This is a genomic window from Pseudoalteromonas sp. APC 3691 (genome assembly GCF_030408135.1).
Classification (GTDB): Bacteria; Pseudomonadota; Gammaproteobacteria; order Enterobacterales; family Alteromonadaceae; genus Pseudoalteromonas.
Genome location: NZ_JASDCB010000016.1, coordinates 37,846 through 54,605 on the forward strand (window position 1 = coordinate 37,846; position 16,760 = coordinate 54,605).

At 41.2% G+C, this 16,760-nt stretch carries 20 protein-coding genes and 2 pseudogenes; 14 read left to right on the forward strand and 8 right to left on the reverse strand.

The annotated features are described in order from the left end of the window. From QL998_RS07405 to QL998_RS07470, 14 genes and pseudogenes are all read left to right on the forward strand, one after another. Positions 1-939, forward strand: a complete 939-nt coding sequence (locus QL998_RS07405; RefSeq protein WP_290192445.1) for a Rad52/Rad22 family DNA repair protein — start codon at positions 1-3, stop codon at positions 937-939. A gap of 3 nt (positions 940-942) precedes the next feature. Beyond that, positions 943-2,166: a hypothetical protein gene (locus tag QL998_RS07410; RefSeq protein WP_290192446.1), complete on the forward strand. Its 1,224-nt coding sequence runs from the start codon at positions 943-945 to the stop codon at positions 2,164-2,166. Positions 2,167-2,224: 58 nt separating this feature from the next. Then, positions 2,225-2,464 carry a DUF1317 family protein gene (locus QL998_RS07415; protein WP_290192447.1) on the forward strand — a complete coding sequence of 80 codons (240 nt, stop codon included), beginning with the start codon at positions 2,225-2,227 and terminating at the stop codon, positions 2,462-2,464. A 151-nt stretch (positions 2,465-2,615) separates the two neighbouring features. Further along, a pseudogene (gene rdgC / locus QL998_RS07420) lies at positions 2,616-3,452 on the forward strand (recombination-associated protein RdgC); the annotation flags it as partial. Between the two features lie 120 nt (positions 3,453-3,572). After that, positions 3,573-3,758 (forward strand): annotated as a pseudogene (locus QL998_RS07425) (DNA translocase FtsK); the annotation flags it as partial. Positions 3,759-3,768: 10 nt separating this feature from the next. Further along, positions 3,769-4,410, forward strand: coding sequence for a single-stranded DNA-binding protein (gene ssb, locus QL998_RS07430; protein ID WP_290192448.1), 642 nt, complete (start codon positions 3,769-3,771; stop codon positions 4,408-4,410). A 17-nt stretch (positions 4,411-4,427) separates the two neighbouring features. Then, a complete protein-coding gene (locus QL998_RS07435; protein WP_290192449.1) occupies positions 4,428-5,060 on the forward strand; it encodes an MT-A70 family methyltransferase in 633 nt (210 codons plus the stop codon). Then, complete coding sequence (locus QL998_RS07440) at positions 5,060-5,296, forward strand: hypothetical protein (RefSeq protein WP_290192450.1); 237 nt, start codon at positions 5,060-5,062, stop codon at positions 5,294-5,296. The genes QL998_RS07435 and QL998_RS07440 overlap by 1 nt, the downstream gene beginning before the upstream one ends. Beyond that, a complete protein-coding gene (locus tag QL998_RS07445; protein WP_290192451.1) occupies positions 5,293-5,943 on the forward strand; it encodes a hypothetical protein in 651 nt (216 codons plus the stop codon). Before QL998_RS07440 ends, QL998_RS07445 begins: the two co-directional genes overlap by 4 nt. After that, a complete protein-coding gene (locus QL998_RS07450) occupies positions 5,940-6,356 on the forward strand; it encodes a hypothetical protein (RefSeq protein ID WP_290192452.1) in 417 nt (138 codons plus the stop codon). Before QL998_RS07445 ends, QL998_RS07450 begins: the two co-directional genes overlap by 4 nt. 7 nt (positions 6,357-6,363) lie before the next feature. Continuing rightward, a complete protein-coding gene (locus QL998_RS07455; RefSeq protein WP_290192453.1) occupies positions 6,364-6,612 on the forward strand; it encodes a hypothetical protein in 249 nt (82 codons plus the stop codon). Continuing rightward, entirely contained in the window at positions 6,609-6,893 is a 285-nt protein-coding gene (locus QL998_RS07460) for a hypothetical protein (RefSeq protein WP_290192454.1), read from the forward strand. The genes QL998_RS07455 and QL998_RS07460 overlap by 4 nt, the downstream gene beginning before the upstream one ends. A gap of 1 nt (position 6,894) precedes the next feature. Further along, on the forward strand, positions 6,895-7,767 hold the full coding sequence (locus QL998_RS07465; RefSeq protein ID WP_290192455.1) for a hypothetical protein: 873 nt from the start codon (positions 6,895-6,897) through the stop codon (positions 7,765-7,767). Then, positions 7,764-7,967, forward strand: coding sequence for a helix-turn-helix domain-containing protein (locus QL998_RS07470; RefSeq protein WP_290192456.1), 204 nt, complete (start codon positions 7,764-7,766; stop codon positions 7,965-7,967). The genes QL998_RS07465 and QL998_RS07470 overlap by 4 nt, the downstream gene beginning before the upstream one ends. Here QL998_RS07470 and QL998_RS07475 read toward each other — a convergent pair. The 8 genes from QL998_RS07475 to QL998_RS07510 form a co-directional block, all read right to left on the reverse strand. Further along, positions 7,948-9,147, reverse strand: a complete 1,200-nt coding sequence (locus QL998_RS07475) for an integrase family protein (protein WP_290192457.1) — start codon at positions 9,145-9,147, stop codon at positions 7,948-7,950. The genes QL998_RS07470 and QL998_RS07475 overlap by 20 nt on opposite strands. 404 nt (positions 9,148-9,551) lie before the next feature. Further along, on the reverse strand, positions 9,552-10,289 hold the full coding sequence (locus QL998_RS07480) for an RluA family pseudouridine synthase (RefSeq protein WP_290192458.1): 738 nt from the start codon (positions 10,287-10,289) through the stop codon (positions 9,552-9,554). 4 nt (positions 10,290-10,293) lie between these two features. Continuing rightward, the gene (locus QL998_RS07485) at positions 10,294-12,195 is read right to left on the reverse strand and encodes an MFS transporter (protein WP_290192459.1); all 1,902 of its coding nucleotides are present in this window, start codon (positions 12,193-12,195) and stop codon (positions 10,294-10,296) included. 133 nt (positions 12,196-12,328) lie between these two features. Further along, complete coding sequence (gene recR, locus QL998_RS07490) at positions 12,329-12,937, reverse strand: recombination mediator RecR (RefSeq protein WP_290192460.1); 609 nt, start codon at positions 12,935-12,937, stop codon at positions 12,329-12,331. Positions 12,938-12,944: 7 nt separating this feature from the next. Next, positions 12,945-13,271: a YbaB/EbfC family nucleoid-associated protein gene (locus QL998_RS07495; RefSeq protein ID WP_002962306.1), complete on the reverse strand. Its 327-nt coding sequence runs from the start codon at positions 13,269-13,271 to the stop codon at positions 12,945-12,947. A 60-nt stretch (positions 13,272-13,331) separates the two neighbouring features. Continuing rightward, the gene (dnaX, locus tag QL998_RS07500) at positions 13,332-15,857 is read right to left on the reverse strand and encodes a DNA polymerase III subunit gamma/tau (RefSeq protein ID WP_290192461.1); all 2,526 of its coding nucleotides are present in this window, start codon (positions 15,855-15,857) and stop codon (positions 13,332-13,334) included. 3 nt (positions 15,858-15,860) lie between these two features. Further along, entirely contained in the window at positions 15,861-16,406 is a 546-nt protein-coding gene (gene apt / locus QL998_RS07505; protein WP_024605327.1) for an adenine phosphoribosyltransferase, read from the reverse strand. Positions 16,407-16,577: 171 nt separating this feature from the next. Beyond that, positions 16,578-16,700 (reverse strand): hypothetical protein, encoded by a 123-nt coding sequence (locus QL998_RS07510; RefSeq protein WP_002962301.1) that lies wholly within the window; start codon positions 16,698-16,700, stop codon positions 16,578-16,580. Between the last annotated feature and the right edge of the window lie 60 nt (positions 16,701-16,760).

Here is a 16,760-nt window from a genome sequence, read left to right on the forward strand (position 1 = left end):
ATGAGCAACGCAAAAACACCAGCAGAGATCCAACGCTTATTAGCCGACCCGTTTGAAGAACACGATATTGAATGGCGCGTTCAACAAAGTGGCGTATCTGGCAAGAGTAATCCGTGGGTAATGGTTATCCCTTACATCACCAACCGTGCTATTCAACAACGCTTAGATGATGTTGTCGGCATTGATGGATGGAAAAACGAATATAAAGAAGCGGCAGGCGGCAAAGGTTACTTGTGTGGTTTAAGTGTTCGCTTTGGCGATGACTGGATCACTAAATGGGACGGTTCAGAGTATTCGCAAATTGAAGCATTAAAAGGCGCTTTATCTGGCGCGATGAAGCGTACAGCGGTTCAATTTGGCATTGGTCGCTACCTTTACTCACTTGATACCGAGTTTGCAACATGTGAACCGGTTGAGAGTCGATTTGCAGCTAACGGTGAGTTTATCAATATACCGCTTAATAAGAGCAATAAAAACGGCCCTAAGATGAGCGCTGAATGGTTCCCGCCCACTTTACCCGATTGGGCTTTACCTTCTGCCAAGTTTGATAAGTACCTAGATGCTATCGAGCAAGCAACCAGCCTGTTAACACTGCGCGAGCGCTACGAACAGGCGTTTAAATTCGCTCTAGCCGTTAATCGCATTGATATACGCGACAAGGCGATTGAAATTAAAGATCGCAAAAAAGCAGAGCTTGAAGCTAAAGAGCAAGAAAACACCTTGAACGAAAACAAGAAGTTTCACGCCTGGCTTAATCAATCTATCAAAGATCGCATTGTAACTGCGGAAAACGAATCAGTATTAAATTTGAACCATAAGCACTTATTACAAGAGCTAAAAGGTCATTGTCGAGCAACCAAAGTAGATAGCAGTAACTTTGTAGCTCAAGTCAACCAAGCGCATACAGAGGCGCTAAACAAACTTAAAAACGGAGTATAGAACATGACTGTCAATAAAATTGAAAAAGAAGTTAACGGCGAATTAGTTGAGTTAGTTGAATCAACTCAAATTATACCGTTTGTTTTTTCTGAGAGCGTAACCGAAACCACGCTAAAGGATTTGCGCAAGCAATATCCTAAAAAATTAAAGCTTGATATGAGCAATGATGATGACTTTAAAGAAGCGCGAAAAATCAGAACTGAGCGCAACAAAATTACAAAAGCGATAGACGAGAAGCGTAAGGCTTATTGCGCCGAAGTTAAAGAGTATGCCGACAAGCTGATCGGTGACATTGATAAAATTTACACTCCTTACATTGAAGCGTTTGAAACAGAAGATAAGCGCCGCAAAGAAGAAGCAGAGCGCATAGCTAAAGAGCGTGAAGCCTTTTTAAACAAGCAGCGTGAAGAAATAGCGCAAATGAGCAGCTTTGTTGACCAATGCAAAAATCAAGGTTCACAGTTTATTGCTGACACAATCGAAGCCGTTGATCTTGTTGATACCGAAGCGTTCGACAAAGAGCTTATTCACGAAGCTATCGACACCAAGAAAAACATTATTGAAGCGCTTAACAGCATGTATCAAGCGGCTAAAGCAACAGAAGCGGTAGCAGCAGAGCGCGAGCAGTTACGCATTCAGCAAGAAGCCATTGCACAGCAAGAGCGCTTACAAAAGCAAGCGCAAGAAATTGGCGAACGCATTAACAACCTTCGTAATGATCCAATGAATTACTTCGATAAATCTAGCGCAGAGATAGCCGCTCGCATTGAGAAGTTAGAGCAGTTCACGCCTACCAATGAAAAATTTGGCAATCGCCTTGATGAAGTTATTCAAGTGTTAGCTCAAGTTATTCAGCAGCTAAAAATGATGCACCAACAAAAGCTACAACTTGAGTCAGTGGCCGTTACTACAGCGCCAGAGCCGCAAACTCAAGTAAGCCAAGAGCCGGTTGAGCAAAGCGCACCTATTGAACAGCAAGAGCATGAAGCGCTAACCGAAGTAAACCGCATGTTAGACCAAGACGAGCCTTTACTTGGCAATGAGTTTAAATCAGCAGTGTTTGAAAATACAAGCGCGCCTACAGGTTATACGCCTCTTTCATCATGGCCTAGCAGCCAGGACCGCGCAGACAATGACGAGCTAGATCGTGTTTGTGACCAATTAGACATAGCAGAAAGCTACATCGAAGTATTAGAGCAGCGCTTAAACAAAGCGCACGCAGCATAAGTTTCCAACTCCGACCGAGCAAGCGCCTTCGGGCGCAAGCTCTTTTAATGAGGTTTATATGAAAGATTCAAGAGTTCCACAATTAAGAATGGTCGATCATTTACGCTGTGATGATATTCGATTTGGCCTAGCCATCGTTAAAGCGTCTAAGTTCCAGGGCTCAGAAGGCTGGACGTTGCCTGGCTGTAAATTCACTCGCAATAGAATTGAAGCCTATAACGTGTGTAAAAAGATACACAACATAATTGAAGCCGCAGGCGGTATTCCATTAGTAGCAAAAATTAAGCGAGCAGCCTAATGATGCACGACTACATGGCAATAACCGGAAACAGCTCAAGCGCACAGGAAAAGCAGAAGCGCAGAGATTTTATAAAGATGGTAGCAGTAAATACAGTGCGCGTTTTAGTGCTAGCCATGATCGTTTTAATAACAACTAAGTAGGCATAACAATGAAAAACATTCATGTATTCGCAGCAGAGCTGCCAAGTATTTCAGCTTTAGAAAGTAAGGTTGAGGAAGAACAAGGCGTTATTTTTACAACGCTAACAGATAACCAGTGGAGCAATTTGGGCTTTAAAGTAGATCGCCAATTTGTAGCACTGGATAACGGTTACCGCATTGATTTCACCTATAGCGCTAAAGACTACCCTAGAGCACAAATTTTAGAGCGCATTAATGAAGTGGCAGACACTTGGCCTCACGAGCCTAGTAAAGAAGAAATGGGGAAAATAGCAGAGCAGGTTAACGCGGACTTTTGCGCTCGCTCAATAGTAAAAACAGTTAACTTCTCAGCCTTTTATCACGAAAAAAAGCAAACGCTAATTTTTGATAGCAAAGCAGCATTAGCGCAACGTGCACTAGGTCTGCTTATAAAGCTGGTTGAATCAGTTGAAACCAAAACACTTCACTGTAGCGGCATTTCCAATTCACTAACAACCAATATGCTTGATCAGCTGAATAATTCAAATAGCGAATACGACACCAAGCTTTACTTTGCTGGCTTTGAGGTTGGCGACTTGTTGGTTATGCAAAATAAAGATAAAGACGTTGCACGTTTTAAAGGCGATTACCCTACCGAAAATATCAAAGAACTTATCGAGCAAGGTTACGAAATCAAAGAAATTGCTCTTTCAAAAGATGGGCTTTCATTCTACCTAAATCACAACTTCAAAATTAAAGGCGTAAAAGAGCTGTTTGAAGTTGAAGGAGCCATGTTCGATAACGCTGATGATTATGAAATACATAAGCAAGCGATAGCACTTGAGCTAATGACAGGTCATTGCGAGCAGCTAAGAAATGCGTTCGACAAGCAAAGCTCTACCAACGAGCAGGAAGATCTAGATCAAGACGATGGGAACGAGTCATTAATTACCGAACACGATGCCAAGTATAAAGACAGTAACGGCAATGACGCATTTTATGAAGAAGCAAAAGCGTTTGCCATAGAGCAAGGCCAGGTATCCATATCACGAACACAGCGCAAATTTAGAATAGGTTACAACCGCGCTGCGCGATTAATTGAGCAACTTGAAGATAACGGCATAGTTAGTGCGCCTGACTATAAAGGCCAGCGCACTGTTTTAATTAAATAAGGAGTAAATCATGGCTAGAGGTATAAATCGAGCAATTCTTATTGGCAACTTAGGCGAAGATCCTGATGTGCGTTACATGCCTAATGGCAATCCAGTAGCAAAAATCAGTCTTGCGACTAGCGACAGCTACAAAGATAAAAACACAGGCCAAATGGTAGACAAAACCGAATGGCACCGCGTTATTTTCTTTGGAAAATTAGCGGAAGTTGTGGGCGAATACTGCCGCAAAGGTTCACAAATTTACGTTGAGGGTAAATTACAAACTCGCAAGTGGACCGACCAACAAGGGCAAGAAAAGTACACGACTGAAATTATCGTCGATGGCTTTACAGGCCAAATGCAAATGCTAGGGCAAAGACAGCAAGGCCAAGCTAGCAATGCGCAAGGTGGGCAGCAACAAGGTAGTTACGGTCAAAACAACCAAGGCCAGCAAAATAACCAAAACACACAAGGTAATAATTCTTACGGCAATAGTAATAATAATTACCAGGGCAACAACCAAGGCCAAAACAGCCAGCAGCAAGGTGGTTTTGCCCCAAAGCAGAATCAAGGTGTTAGCAATAGCCAATACATGAACGGTGGCCAACAAGGCGGCGCATCTAACCCTATGGGTCCAGGTGCTAACTTTGATGATGACGATATTCCGTTCTGAGGAACAAGGAGAGCCCTATGTTTGAACAATTTAAAGGCAAAAAATTTAACCTTATTTACTCAGATCCAGCTTGGAAATTTAGCAATGAAAAAACCGGTGGAACAATGACAAGCGGTGCAAAGCACCAATACAAATCAACAATGAGCGTAGACGAGCTAAAAGCTATGCCTATTGATGATATTGCGGCGGACGATTGCATATTGGTTATGTGGTACGTAGGTTCAATGCCACAAGAAGCCCTGGACGTTGTTAAGGCATGGGGCTTTACGCTTAAAAATATGAATGGCTTTGTATGGAACAAGCTAACTGTAAATAACAACCCGTTTTTTGGTATGGGCTTTTGGACTCGCGCCGGTAGCGAGTCGGCAATTATCGCAGTTAAGGGCAAGCCGAAAGTAGCAAGCCGTTCAGTGCGTGCAGTAGGTAATTATGACACCGAAAGCCTAGACGAAATATTAGGCCGTGGCGTATTTTCCGGCGCTTACCCTATCGGACAGCATAGCGAGAAGCCAAACGAGTTTAGAGAAGCGTGTGTTGATTTGGCCGGCGATGTACCACGCATCGAGCTATTTTCTCGCAAGCGCGTTAAAGGCTGGTCGGTTTGGGGTAATGAAGTAGGCAAGCTTAATAAAAAGGCAAAAGCAGCCTAATGAAACCACGCACTAAACGCAGAGCGCATACCTGGTATACGCTAAATCAAGAGTCAGGAGCAATTAATATGAGCGGCAAAATTGTTTACCAGTGCGCTGTAAATGGTGTTGTTGGTAAGGCGGGAAAAGCAATAGCACTTTGCGGAAAGCATAAGTTAAAAGGCGGTTGTGGCGCACATGGCAATACCAAGTGTGAACATAAAGTTAGGTTTGCAATAAAAGGTGACACCCAATGAAAACCATACCAATGATATTTAATCAACAAATGGTTAAGGCGCTCGTTGATGGCCGTAAGACTGTTACACGTAGACCGGTTGAGTCTTGGAGGTTGCCTGTTGAATGCTCTTATCAAGACGACCGTTATCCAAACTCAAAGTACATGAGCACTGCAAGCAACCATTCTAGGTGGGGTTTTGGTGTTTTTGGTGAAACACCAGAGGCAGCAATGGAAAATTATAACGGAGAATACAAAAGCTGCGCACCATACAATAAAGGCGATCTGATTTGGGCTCGTGAAACATTTAGGCAATTTAATAGCTCTGACGAGTGCGGTTGTAGTGATTCACCTTGTGGTTGCCCAAATAACGGAACTTATATTTATAAAGAAAATGGTGATAGTGGTGAAAGTAAATGGAAACCATCTATTCACATGCCAAGAAAAGCCAGCCGCTTAACATTGCGCGTTACAGACGTTCGCTGTGAAAGATTGCAGAAAATAGGCAGGCAGCAAGTTATCAAGGAAGGATTTAACGATTGGACGGGTTTTGCCTTTGCATGGTCTTGTATTTATTCAAGTTCAGGAAAAGGATGGGATGAAAGCCCGTGGGTGTGGGTAATTGAGTTTGAAGTTATACACAAGAACGTTGACGAGGTGACAGCATGAACAACGCAAAAATAAAAGCCCTAGCCTTACAGCATGGCTTTAAATTAAAAGAGCAAGAAGGCGGTGAAATGGATTTAAACGAATACGTTTATTCATTCGCCTGGGCTCTACTTCAAAGCGGTAAGCCTAACGTATCGCATAAAGACTACTTGGCTGATTTATTAAAGGATGCCGCTAATTGTGTGCCGGAAAAAAGCGTAGGTTATCGAGTGACTATTTACGCTAATGATGTAAGCGCAGATGAACCACGTTTTCAGTGGGACTTTTTCAACGGTGTTGAGCGTAGCAATTTTGAGTGTCGCATACCGGACACACGCGAAGAATTAAACAAAGCCCTTAACAATGCCAAAGGCTGTATGAAGTCGGCTTGTTATAGAGCTATGAACCCTGATTATGCCAAAAAATTAGCATAGGTGACTTATGAGAATTGGACAAATTAGAAAGATAACATTTTCAACTTTCCGTGGTGGGTTAGGTGCAAACGGTGGTTTTTGCGAATTTGATTCACATACAACCAGAAAATGCAGGGTTGTAATGGGCGCTTTTAAGCAACTAAAGTGGCAAATAGTAAAGATAGATAAGCATCAGCAGGATTGGGATTATTATTTTAGAACTGATCAACACGTTTTGGATTTAATGGAATTAAATGAAGTGATAGGTGATTTATGAGCAATTACACATGCAAAAAATGCCAAGCCAAGCTAAGAGCCAGTGAAGCGTATGAATATCGCGGCGCGTTTGCTTGCGAGGCTCACTTTGATGAAGTTATTGAAATACGCGACTTCGAGCGCAACCAAATCATTAAAGAAGAACACAACAAAACCCAAGCGTTTAAAGGGTTAGATTTAAGCGACAGCGCAATTGGCAAAGCAAACAAGCAACTTTTAAAACAAAAAATTGAAATAGCCGGCAACGAAAGCCAGCGTCTAAAAAATTATGAGGACAGATAAAATGCAAGCATCACTACATTCAAGCGAGTTACTAACTAGCTTTATCCACTCTTACAATGAAGAACAGAAAGAAATTGAGCAACAAGAGCAAATCCACGCGATATACAAAGCTAACGTGCAAGATGAAATAGCTTTACTTAAATCTAAATTAGAAGCTGAAAAGCGTTTAACAACTAAGTTGAAAGAAGATATTAATCAAAACAATATCGATCTTAACAAAGCAGCTAAAGCGGTGGAAGATGGTCTTGTCATTGCAAAAAAACAAACTGCGCTAAAAAAAGAAGTCGAATCGCTGGAAATTAAGAACGCCAGATTGCACGAACAACTTAAAGCGGCACAAAAGAAAGTTGCCGAATTAAACCAGCTCAACCCTAAAAAGCTAAAAGAGCAAAGCAAGCGCCAAAAAGAAGCAAACGAAAAAGCGCAAACACGCGCTAAAAAACTGGAGGTTGACAATAAGAAATATCGCAATGAAAATCAAAAGCTTGAGATTGCGCTAGCTAAGGCTGTTAGCACTGTTGTCGAGCTAAGGAATGACCTAGATCGCAGTTGCGGCACTGGCCTTTACCACAATGGCGAACACCATTTAACTATATGGCCACAAGCTATAAAAATAGAGCGTGAGGATGGCTCACACTTTGAAGGTCGCACACTTCTCTACTTGCACCAAAGCGGCAGAGGCGGACTGATCGCGCAAGACTCAGATATGAACGCGCACTTATGTTCAGCACCAAAAGGCGGGTTAAGACCAAACAAAGCAACACTTGAGTTTGCTAGCAATTGGCTAACGCAAGTAAATACAGTGCAAAGCGGCAATATAACAGATGCAGATATGCTACCAGTTAATTTCAACTCTCAAGAAGGTGATTTATGAGTTTACCAACAAGCCAGTACCTAGCAACAAAAGACGTAGCCGCGCTGTTCGGTGTTAAATCTAAAACTATTTTAGAATGGGAAAAAGACGGTAAATTCCCGCCGGCAACAATCATTGGAAAGCCTAAGCGCTGGGACACTGAAATAGTTGAGCAGCATCGCCAAGCGCTTAGAGATCAAACTACCCGCCTTTCAGCATGACAACCCAACGGTTAACCCACTCCGTTAAACCTTCTAACATTGGCGATTTGTTATATATCGCCAATACCCCTTTCATCTTATGCCCTAGTAGTTTCTCAGTGAACTGCAAAGGGCATCCCGCATCAGTTAAGTGTGTTGATATAGTCCGCCTTAAATCGTGCATTCTGAACGGCGCAACACCTTCAATAGACTCGTAACAAGGCTTAGATATTTGGCTCACGCTTGAGCCGCTAGCGGGATGATCCCCATCACGGTTAGGAAACATATAAACGAACGCCGGCGATTGAGCTTTTAAATATTCCAGGTCTTTAATAAGATCATCCGGTATGGGCCTAATAATAGAGTGCAAAGCCCCTTTGGTGTTTTCTCTTTGCGTAGTGAAAAGTTTATTATCTAAATCAAAGTCTGTTTTTTTCGCGCTGCATAGCTCGCTTATACGACAACCAAACACCATTGCACAACGTAAAAGAACTTTGTTTCTATCAGTTATATTTAGTAAATCTATGTTTGACCAAATTAATTGACACTCTTTAAGTGATAAAAAGTGCTCACGCGAAGCATAATCGCTAGCGAAGTCGCTTGGTCTTAATGCTTCAAATTGCGAGTTATTAATAAAGCCCTGACGAATGCAAAAACGAAATATCGATCTAATCTCAATAATCGCAGTAAAAGCAAAGCCCTTACCTCTACCCTTTTCGATTGATACATCACTCATCGACTTAAAGAACGCTGTAAAATGCGTTTTATCCATTAGTGATACATATTGATTGCCCCAAGTGTCATTTATACATGATCTTATTCTTGTGCTTATACCTTCAGGATTATCTCGCTTAGGCAGGCAATAGTTTTCAAACCAATAATCAAAGCAATTATAAATAGTTGGGTTTTCGATAAATTCAGCTTCAACCGATTTTATTGCCGCCATGTTTCTAGGATCTAAATTTTTATCTACTAACGACATTTGTGCTGCGCATTCTTCGCGTGCTTGTGCAAGTGTCATTGCTGGGTAGGTGCCTAATTTATACCTAACTTGCTTACCGTTAATTCGATAGCGTATTTGAAATGAGATCTTTCCCCTTGGGGAGATCCTAAGCGATAGGTTATCGCCGTCTGTTATTTCAGGCTTACCGGTATACTCTTTACCGTTTAAGCTCTTTAGTTTAGCTGCTGTAATGTTCATTGAGGCTCCGACTCTGAGTACCAAATGTGACCAAAAAAAGGGTCAACTTTAAAATGGTACACAACTTAGGACACAAAAGTCACCAATAATAGCGGCTTACAAAGGTTGTTAGCGGTAGATAGAGGGCATTAAAAGCGGTGTAAGTTGTTGTTTTTTAGATAATAAAGGTCGTTATAGGAGGATAAAAATATATAGCGGAATATGACTAAAGGCAATGAATCATTAAGTTTAATAATTGTTTTACTTCTGTTTGAAAGCCTAATGTTTCTTTTTGTGCTGCAGTCATTTATATATCTCCAATTTGCAAAGTGTCTGCGTTATGCACTTAATATGGGGTGAGGTGTTAGAACTTCAAGGGAAAAATCAAAAAAAGGTGAAACGAAAAAATAGAATATCTCGTTTATCTAAAATGGGTGCGGACAATTAATATGAATCTTTTCGCTTGTTGTTGGATGTTCAAAATATAAATCGCTGGCATGTAATTGTAAGCGTCCTGCCATGTACTCACTTTGTGCACTTTTATATAAATCACAGCCTAAAATTGGGTGCCCTATAAACTGGCTGTGTATTCGTAGTTGATGGGTACGTCCGGTAACGGGCGTAAATTGCACTAAGGTTCTGCACGGTTGTTTAAGCCGCTCAAGCACACTGTATTCACTCACCGCTACTTTGCCCGTCGCTTGGCAAATTTTAACTCGCGGAAAAAGCAGCTTATCCTTTGCTATTGGCGCAGTAATTTCCCCCTCACTAACAGCCAAGCACCCTTCTAGCATTGCTACATAACGCTTTTGAATAGTGCGCGCCTGAAACTGTATATTAAGATGCTTGGATGCTTTGGCGTTTAATCCAACAATCATAATGCCCGATGTACCCAAATCTAACCGATGCGGTAACTTAGCCTCAGCAAAAGCGGCTGTTAACCCTTTTTGACCATGCACTAAACGGTAATGTACTGAGTCCCAGTTAAGCGGGTTTTTACCCGACAAACTTAATAACCCACTGGGTTTATTGATCAGTAAAATATCGTCATCTTGATATAATATTTCAATAAACCCAGCGCATTTAGGCGCTACAAAGTCATCAACTATAATGTGTGGTTCTGAAGGTGTATGCGATGTTGAGTTATCTATTAAGTTAATCATTAAATTAGTCAATATCTTTCGAATGAAGCGCTTTTAAAGCCAATACTTGCTCACGTAAATCGTCTGCTACTACTTTGTCAGCGGCAATCGGGGTACCTACTGCAACCGACACCAAAGACCATTTTAATCGTGGTAGTTGCCACTTAGCTTTTCGGCTAAACATACTTCCCCACAGGCCCCCTAAATGCACAGGAATAACGGGCACAGGTGAGCGCTCAATAATGCGCTCGATTCCACGGCGAAAAATATCCACTGATCCGTCACTGGTTAGTTTTCCTTCAGGGAAAATACCAACAAGTTCGCCTTTATTAAGCGCAGCAGCCACTTCATCAAAGGCTTTTTTAAACGCTTCTGGGTTGGTTTTTTCACTGTTAATGGGAATAGCCTTAGCCATTTTAAATAACCAATGTAGGGCCGGTGAATAATAAATAGGGGCAAATACCATAAACCGGATAGGCCTTGGTGATGCGGCTAAAATAAACATCCAATCAACAAAGCTCACATGATTACACACGACAACCGCAGCGCCTGCATCAGGTATATTACTTTCACCTTTTGTACGCACTCTGTACATACAAATAGCTAAAATATATATAATAAATCGTAAAAAGAACTCTGGTACTTTGGTATAAATATAAACAGAGATAAGTAAGTTTAGCCCAGAAAGTAACAGTAGCAACTCTGAAATACTCCACTGAAAAACAGACAGCGTTACAATACTTAAAACAGCACTGCCCACCATAAACAGTGCATTTAATACATTGTTAGCCGCTATAACTCGTGAGCGACTCGACTCTTCAGTACGCTGTTGAATAAGCGCATACAGCGGTACAGTGTAAAAACCAGAACCAATACCAATGCCTGCCATCCATACAAAGTGCCACACCATATCGCCTGTTTTTAATAGCTCCTGAAGCGTCATTAACTCAGGGTGTTGAGGTAAATAAGAGCTAATGGCTGGCTCTTGGCTCAGTAAGTATAAAAACAAGGTAATTAAGATAGCGCCAAAAGGCACAATTCCTAATTCTATTCGAGAGCGAGAAAGCTTTTCACACAGTAACGAACCAATAGCAATACTTAGTGAAAACACAACAAGTGCGCTAGTTACAACCAGTTCATCACCACCCATTGTGTGTTTTACATAATTTGGTAGGGACGTTAAAACGATGGCGCCAATTAACCAAAACCAACTGATCCCAAGGACTGATTTACCAACCGATTCTGTTTGCGAATTAAGTGCTGAAAATACGTTTTTTGTGGATGAAAATATATTATAGGTAAATTTTAAGTTAGGCTCGTTTGCTTCACTAGTGGGTATAAAGCGACTGCTCACATAACCCATCACGGCCAAGACTAATACTGCAATACTTATAAGCGTAGGCCCTACTGATTGAGTAATATAATAAGTGCCAAAAATTGTACCCATTAGTATGGCCACAAACGTGCCTGATTCAACCAAACCATTCGCTTTTGTTAATTCATTAGGTGCTACGTGCTGCGGTAAAGTAGAATATTTTAATGGACCAAAAAACGCACTTTGCACGCCCATTAAAAATACGGTGGCTAACATTAGCCACACATACTGCGTTAAAATAGAAACTGCCCCAACAACCATAATAGGGATTTCACATAGTTTTACGATTCTGATTAGTTTGGATTTTTCTGTTTTTTCTGCAAGCTGCCCTGCCATCCCTGAAAATAAAAAGAACGGAAGAATAAATAACCCAGCAGCAATATTTGAATAAAGTGCGCCATCTGCAAGCGTTGCAGCCTGAAATATCAATAGAATAAGCACTGATTGCTTATACACGTTATCGTTTATCGCTGAGAAAAACTGCGTAATAAAAAGCGGTAAAAAACGCTTACTACCGAGTAATGCACCTTGATAGGGTTGGTTATCTTTCATTGTATTCCTTACTAATTAGAGACATAGCCCAAAAATAAATTAGATTGTTTTTAAGCTTACCTTAAAAACGAAAAAGCCTACATGATTTAATCATGTAGGCTTTGGTAATTTGTTTTCAAATAGTGACTTAGAGCTAGTCTTGAGTAACTAGGCGCCTGCCGCTAAAGGCATGCATAAGTGTTCTACCATCTACTAAATCAAGCTCGCCCCCCACAGGAATACCGTGAGCAATACGCGAAGCACCTACTTTGTATTTATGACAAAGCTGAGCAATATAATGTGCGGTAGTATCGCCTTCAACCGTAGGGTTAGTCGCTAAAATAACCTCATCAATATCGCCTTGAGCAAGCTTTTGCTCTAAAACATCTAAGCCAATCTCTTTAGGACCAATACCGTCTATTGGCGATAAGTGACCCATTAATACAAAGTATAAACCTAAATACTGCCCTGTTTGCTCGATGGCAAGTACGTCAGTCGGCGATTCAACAACACATAATATACCGCTGTCTTGGCGTTTTGTACTTAAACAAATATCGCACTGAGCTTGTTCGCAAAAAGTACGACAAGACTGACAGTGCCCTATGGCTGTCATTGCTTTAGTGAGTGCATTGCCCAGCTGAGTGCCTCCCTTTCGGTCGCGCTCAAGCAGGTGAAAAGCAATACGTTGCGCTGACTTTGGACCAATGCCCGGTTGACAGCGCAGTGCTTCTATAAGCTGATTTAAACTATCTGAAAGTTGCATTATTGACTTAAAACGGCATTTTCATACCTGGTGGTAATTGCATACCGCCAGTTACTTTACCCATACGCTCTTGTGTTTCTTCTGCAACACGGCGAACAGCATCGTTACATGCTGCTGCAAGTAAGTCTTCAATCATGTCTTTGTCGTCTTCCATCAAGCTTTCATCAAGCTGAACACGACGTACATTGTGGTTACCAAGCATAGTTACTTTAACTAAACCTGCACCGGCTTCACCAACAACTTCTAATGTTGCGATTTCGTCTTGGGCTTTTTGCATGCGATCTTGCATTTGCTGCGCTTGCTTCATCATGTTGCCCATTCCACCTTTAAACATAACTTTCTCTCTTTCTTTTAATACATTAATTAACATGAACATAAGGGCGATTGTAAGTAATTACAATGCCTGAATACTGTTTTCGTCAATTTCGGCGCTAAATACTTGCTGAAATTGTACTATGTTTTCATCCGATGTGATCACATCGATTGCTTGTTGATGACGTCCTGCATCTATTTTTTGCTGAATAAGATAAGGAGAATCAATAACTCCCTTAGCAAAATTAATACTTAACGACACGTTATGCTCATAAATACTCGACAATGCGGCATCTAATCTTTGGCGAAGCATCGGTGTATCTAAATGCTTTTGTGATTCATCAACGTCTATATGTAAGCTGTTGCCTTGCTTGGTAAATATTGAATGCAACGCAAATTGGCGCATACGACCACCTAGCCCCATACGTTTAATTAAATAAGCCCATTCATCTTGTTGATGTGCAAATCTAATTTCACTAATTGGACTTTGAAAATCATCAGGCACGGGAATGCTAATTTCCTCGGGCGCTGCTTCAGGTACTTTTTGAGGGTTTATTTGCTCAAGTAGCTCTGGCGCTAGATTTTCGGTAATTGTTTGATGCTTTTCTTTAAAATCAACTTTTCGTGCTGGTTTTGTATTAGCGTGACCATGTGCCTGGCTTTCGCTCCCTGTTAGTGGGAGCTCATGCTTTTTTTCACTTGCACCTGCACTATCATTTACCCAAGGTGGGGGATCGCTAGGTGCTACGTTTGTAACGCTGTTGAGCTCGTTTGTATTTTCAGCGGTGCTATCTTGGTTAACACTTTGAGCTTTAGGCATTCTTGGCTGGTGTTCAGGCTTTTTAGCGGGCGCTTGGTTTGGCTGCGCTGCTACATTATTTGCAGAGGTGCTTGTACTCTTGCTTGATAACCTACCCGCACCCGATATGTTTCTGTCACGTAAAATACGAGCAATGGCAGATTGCGCCTGCGCTTCTTGTTCAGCTATTGGCGTACTTGCATTGTAATTTGTTAAGGGCTCTGGTGAAGACTCTGAGTTTGCAGTAGGTGCAGGTTTAAAACCCTGATCTACAGCGCTACTCATTATATCGTCAAATTGCGAGGCCAGCGTTTGTTCAGCATCACTATGGAGCATATAAGCTTCATCTTCACTTTGTCGCTGGGCTTGAGCATCTGAAATAACATTGGTTTGTGGTTGCTCTTTAGCTAAAGCCTGTTGCTTTGAAGCGTTTTCACTTTGTTGAACCGGTTGCTCTACTGCAACTTGGACAGGCTCATTATTACTTTGCACGACTTCATTATTTGATGACTGAGCGGCAGGGTTAGCTGAAGGCTCTATCTCAACGGTTTTAGGCTGCTCTGCATTGCTAACTGGCTTAATATTACTTACTGGAGCACTGCTTTGGCCAGCTACGGTGTTTTGCGATGTTTTATTTTTATTTAATATATCTCGCAGTGCATTTGCGCGGCCTTGTTTATTTGGGGCCGGCTCTTCGTTTGCTGTGTGTACAGTTTGTTGCACATCTGAAGGCTTAAATGCTAATAATCTTAGCATTATCATTTCAAAACCTAAGCGAGGCTCTGGTGCCCATTGTAAATCTTTTTTACCATTTAACAGTAACTGATAATAAATTTGAATTTGTTGTGGGCTCGTATGTTGTGCAACTTGAGCAATATAATCTACATTTTTTTCATCTAGCCCTGCCGCTTCAGGTACTAACTGGGTTAGTTGTGTCAAATGCGTAAGTGCAATTAAATCATCAAGCAATGCCACATAATTAGGATTACGACTTGCCACCTGCGCAATCTCATCCATTAACGCAGCGCCATCTTGTGCAAGTAATGCTGCGAGCAAGCTTTGGCTGTAATGAGCATCCATTAAACCAAGCATTGTTTGTACTGCTTGATTATTAATATCACCATTTGTTTGCGCAATAGCTTGGTCGGTTAAGCTAAGTGCATCACGCATACTGCCATCAGCGGCTTTTGAAATAATGCTAAGTGCATCGGTATCAAAGCTAAGCTGCTCTTGAGTAAGTACGTGTTCAAGCTGTGTTTTAATTTCACTTTGCGACAAGGCATTTAAGTTAAATTGTAGACAGCGAGATAAAATAGTAACTGGTAATTTTTGAGGATCGGTGGTCGCCAATAAAAATTTCACATGCTCTGGTGGCTCTTCAAGCGTTTTTAAAAGCGCATTAAAGCTGTGCTTAGAAAGCATGTGAACTTCATCGATTAGGTATACTTTATAACGTCCACGAGTTGGTGCATATTGAACGTTATCAAGTATTTCGCGAGTGTCTTCTACTTTTGTACGAGAAGCCGCATCTATTTCGAGTAGGTCAATGTAGCGCCCTGCTTCTATATCCAAACAGCTGCTACATTGTCCACACGGATTTGCAGATATACCTTCATCGCAATTTAAGCTTTTAGCAAAAATACGTGCAATGGTGGTTTTACCTACACCGCGGGTTCCAGTGAATAAATAAGCGTGATGCAGTCTATTTTGCGTAAGCGCATTTACAAGCGCTTGCTTAACATGAGACTGCCCAACCAATTCATGAAAGGTTTGAGGACGCCATTTTCTCGCTAGAACCTGATAACTCATCGATTACTCGCCTTCGAATTCAACCAATTTTAGGATTTTAATACCCATTTTTTTGATGCGCTGCTCGCCACCAAGTTCTGGTAGTGATACAACAAATGCTGCATCTGTGGCTTCGCCACCTAGTTTATTAACTAACTTAGCAGTGGCTTCAATTGTGCCACCAGTTGCTAATAAGTCATCAACTAGTAATACTTTGTCGCCAGGTACAATTGCATCTACATGCAGTTCTAGCGTGTCTTCACCGTACTCAAGTAAGTAATCTTGGCGAATAACTTCGCGTGGTAACTTACCTGGTTTACGTACTGGAATAAACGGAATGCCTAACGCATAAGACAATGGCGCACCAAAAATAAAACCACGTGATTCTGTGCCTATGATTTTAGTAAAGCCCTGATTTTTATATTCTGCGATAAACGCGTCAATAGTTGCTTTAAAGGCTTCTGGATTTGCCATTAAAGTGGTTACATCGCGAAACATAATGCCCGCTTTTGGATAATCAGCAATTGTAGTTATGCTGTTTTTGATAATTGCTGGTGTTACTTGAGTCATAATTTTAACTGCTCAATTGTTTATATTACAAAGCAGGTGATTATAACCTTAACTAACCTTTAATTGCGAGTTTGGCGTTATTATAAAAGAAGTATTAAATATGGACGGGGTAATTAAAATAAAGTGGTTCAAGGCTGAAGTTAGCAACAGCCTTAATACACGCTATACATTTTACGTTAAGCTAGTGATCCAGCCTAATATTGCATTTAAACAACCAATCCCTGCAAATACAGCTAAAAAAGCAAGAAAGTAAGTAGCGTTGAACGGATCTTTAAAGTCTTTATCATCTGACATTGGTACAACCTTTTATTAAGCACGGCAAATAAGGCTGCCATAATAGACGATGTAAAATCA

What these genes read in the sequence shown, in the direction of transcription:
- QL998_RS07450 (WP_290192452.1), top strand. Translation starts at nt 5,940, where the DNA reads ATGAACAACGCAAAAATAAAAGCCCTAGCCTTACAGCATGGCTTTAAA.
- QL998_RS07435 (WP_290192449.1), top strand. Translation starts at nt 4,428, where the DNA reads ATGTTTGAACAATTTAAAGGCAAAAAATTTAACCTTATTTACTCAGAT.
- QL998_RS07470 (WP_290192456.1), top strand. Translation starts at nt 7,764, where the DNA reads ATGAGTTTACCAACAAGCCAGTACCTAGCAACAAAAGACGTAGCCGCG.
- QL998_RS07440 (WP_290192450.1), top strand. Translation starts at nt 5,060, where the DNA reads ATGAAACCACGCACTAAACGCAGAGCGCATACCTGGTATACGCTAAAT.
- QL998_RS07495 (WP_002962306.1), bottom strand. Translation starts at nt 13,271, where the DNA reads ATGTTTAAAGGTGGAATGGGCAACATGATGAAGCAAGCGCAGCAAATG.
- QL998_RS07465 (WP_290192455.1), top strand. Translation starts at nt 6,895, where the DNA reads ATGCAAGCATCACTACATTCAAGCGAGTTACTAACTAGCTTTATCCAC.
- QL998_RS07415 (WP_290192447.1), top strand. Translation starts at nt 2,225, where the DNA reads ATGAAAGATTCAAGAGTTCCACAATTAAGAATGGTCGATCATTTACGC.
- QL998_RS07405 (WP_290192445.1), top strand. Translation starts at nt 1, where the DNA reads ATGAGCAACGCAAAAACACCAGCAGAGATCCAACGCTTATTAGCCGAC.
- QL998_RS07455 (WP_290192453.1), top strand. Translation starts at nt 6,364, where the DNA reads ATGAGAATTGGACAAATTAGAAAGATAACATTTTCAACTTTCCGTGGT.
- QL998_RS07510 (WP_002962301.1), bottom strand. Translation starts at nt 16,700, where the DNA reads ATGTCAGATGATAAAGACTTTAAAGATCCGTTCAACGCTACTTACTTT.
- QL998_RS07460 (WP_290192454.1), top strand. Translation starts at nt 6,609, where the DNA reads ATGAGCAATTACACATGCAAAAAATGCCAAGCCAAGCTAAGAGCCAGT.
- recR (WP_290192460.1), bottom strand. Translation starts at nt 12,937, where the DNA reads ATGCAACTTTCAGATAGTTTAAATCAGCTTATAGAAGCACTGCGCTGT.
- QL998_RS07480 (WP_290192458.1), bottom strand. Translation starts at nt 10,289, where the DNA reads ATGATTAACTTAATAGATAACTCAACATCGCATACACCTTCAGAACCA.
- ssb (WP_290192448.1), top strand. Translation starts at nt 3,769, where the DNA reads ATGGCTAGAGGTATAAATCGAGCAATTCTTATTGGCAACTTAGGCGAA.
- QL998_RS07410 (WP_290192446.1), top strand. Translation starts at nt 943, where the DNA reads ATGACTGTCAATAAAATTGAAAAAGAAGTTAACGGCGAATTAGTTGAG.
- QL998_RS07475 (WP_290192457.1), bottom strand. Translation starts at nt 9,147, where the DNA reads ATGAACATTACAGCAGCTAAACTAAAGAGCTTAAACGGTAAAGAGTAT.
- QL998_RS07445 (WP_290192451.1), top strand. Translation starts at nt 5,293, where the DNA reads ATGAAAACCATACCAATGATATTTAATCAACAAATGGTTAAGGCGCTC.
- apt (WP_024605327.1), bottom strand. Translation starts at nt 16,406, where the DNA reads ATGACTCAAGTAACACCAGCAATTATCAAAAACAGCATAACTACAATT.
- QL998_RS07485 (WP_290192459.1), bottom strand. Translation starts at nt 12,195, where the DNA reads ATGAAAGATAACCAACCCTATCAAGGTGCATTACTCGGTAGTAAGCGT.
- dnaX (WP_290192461.1), bottom strand. Translation starts at nt 15,857, where the DNA reads ATGAGTTATCAGGTTCTAGCGAGAAAATGGCGTCCTCAAACCTTTCAT.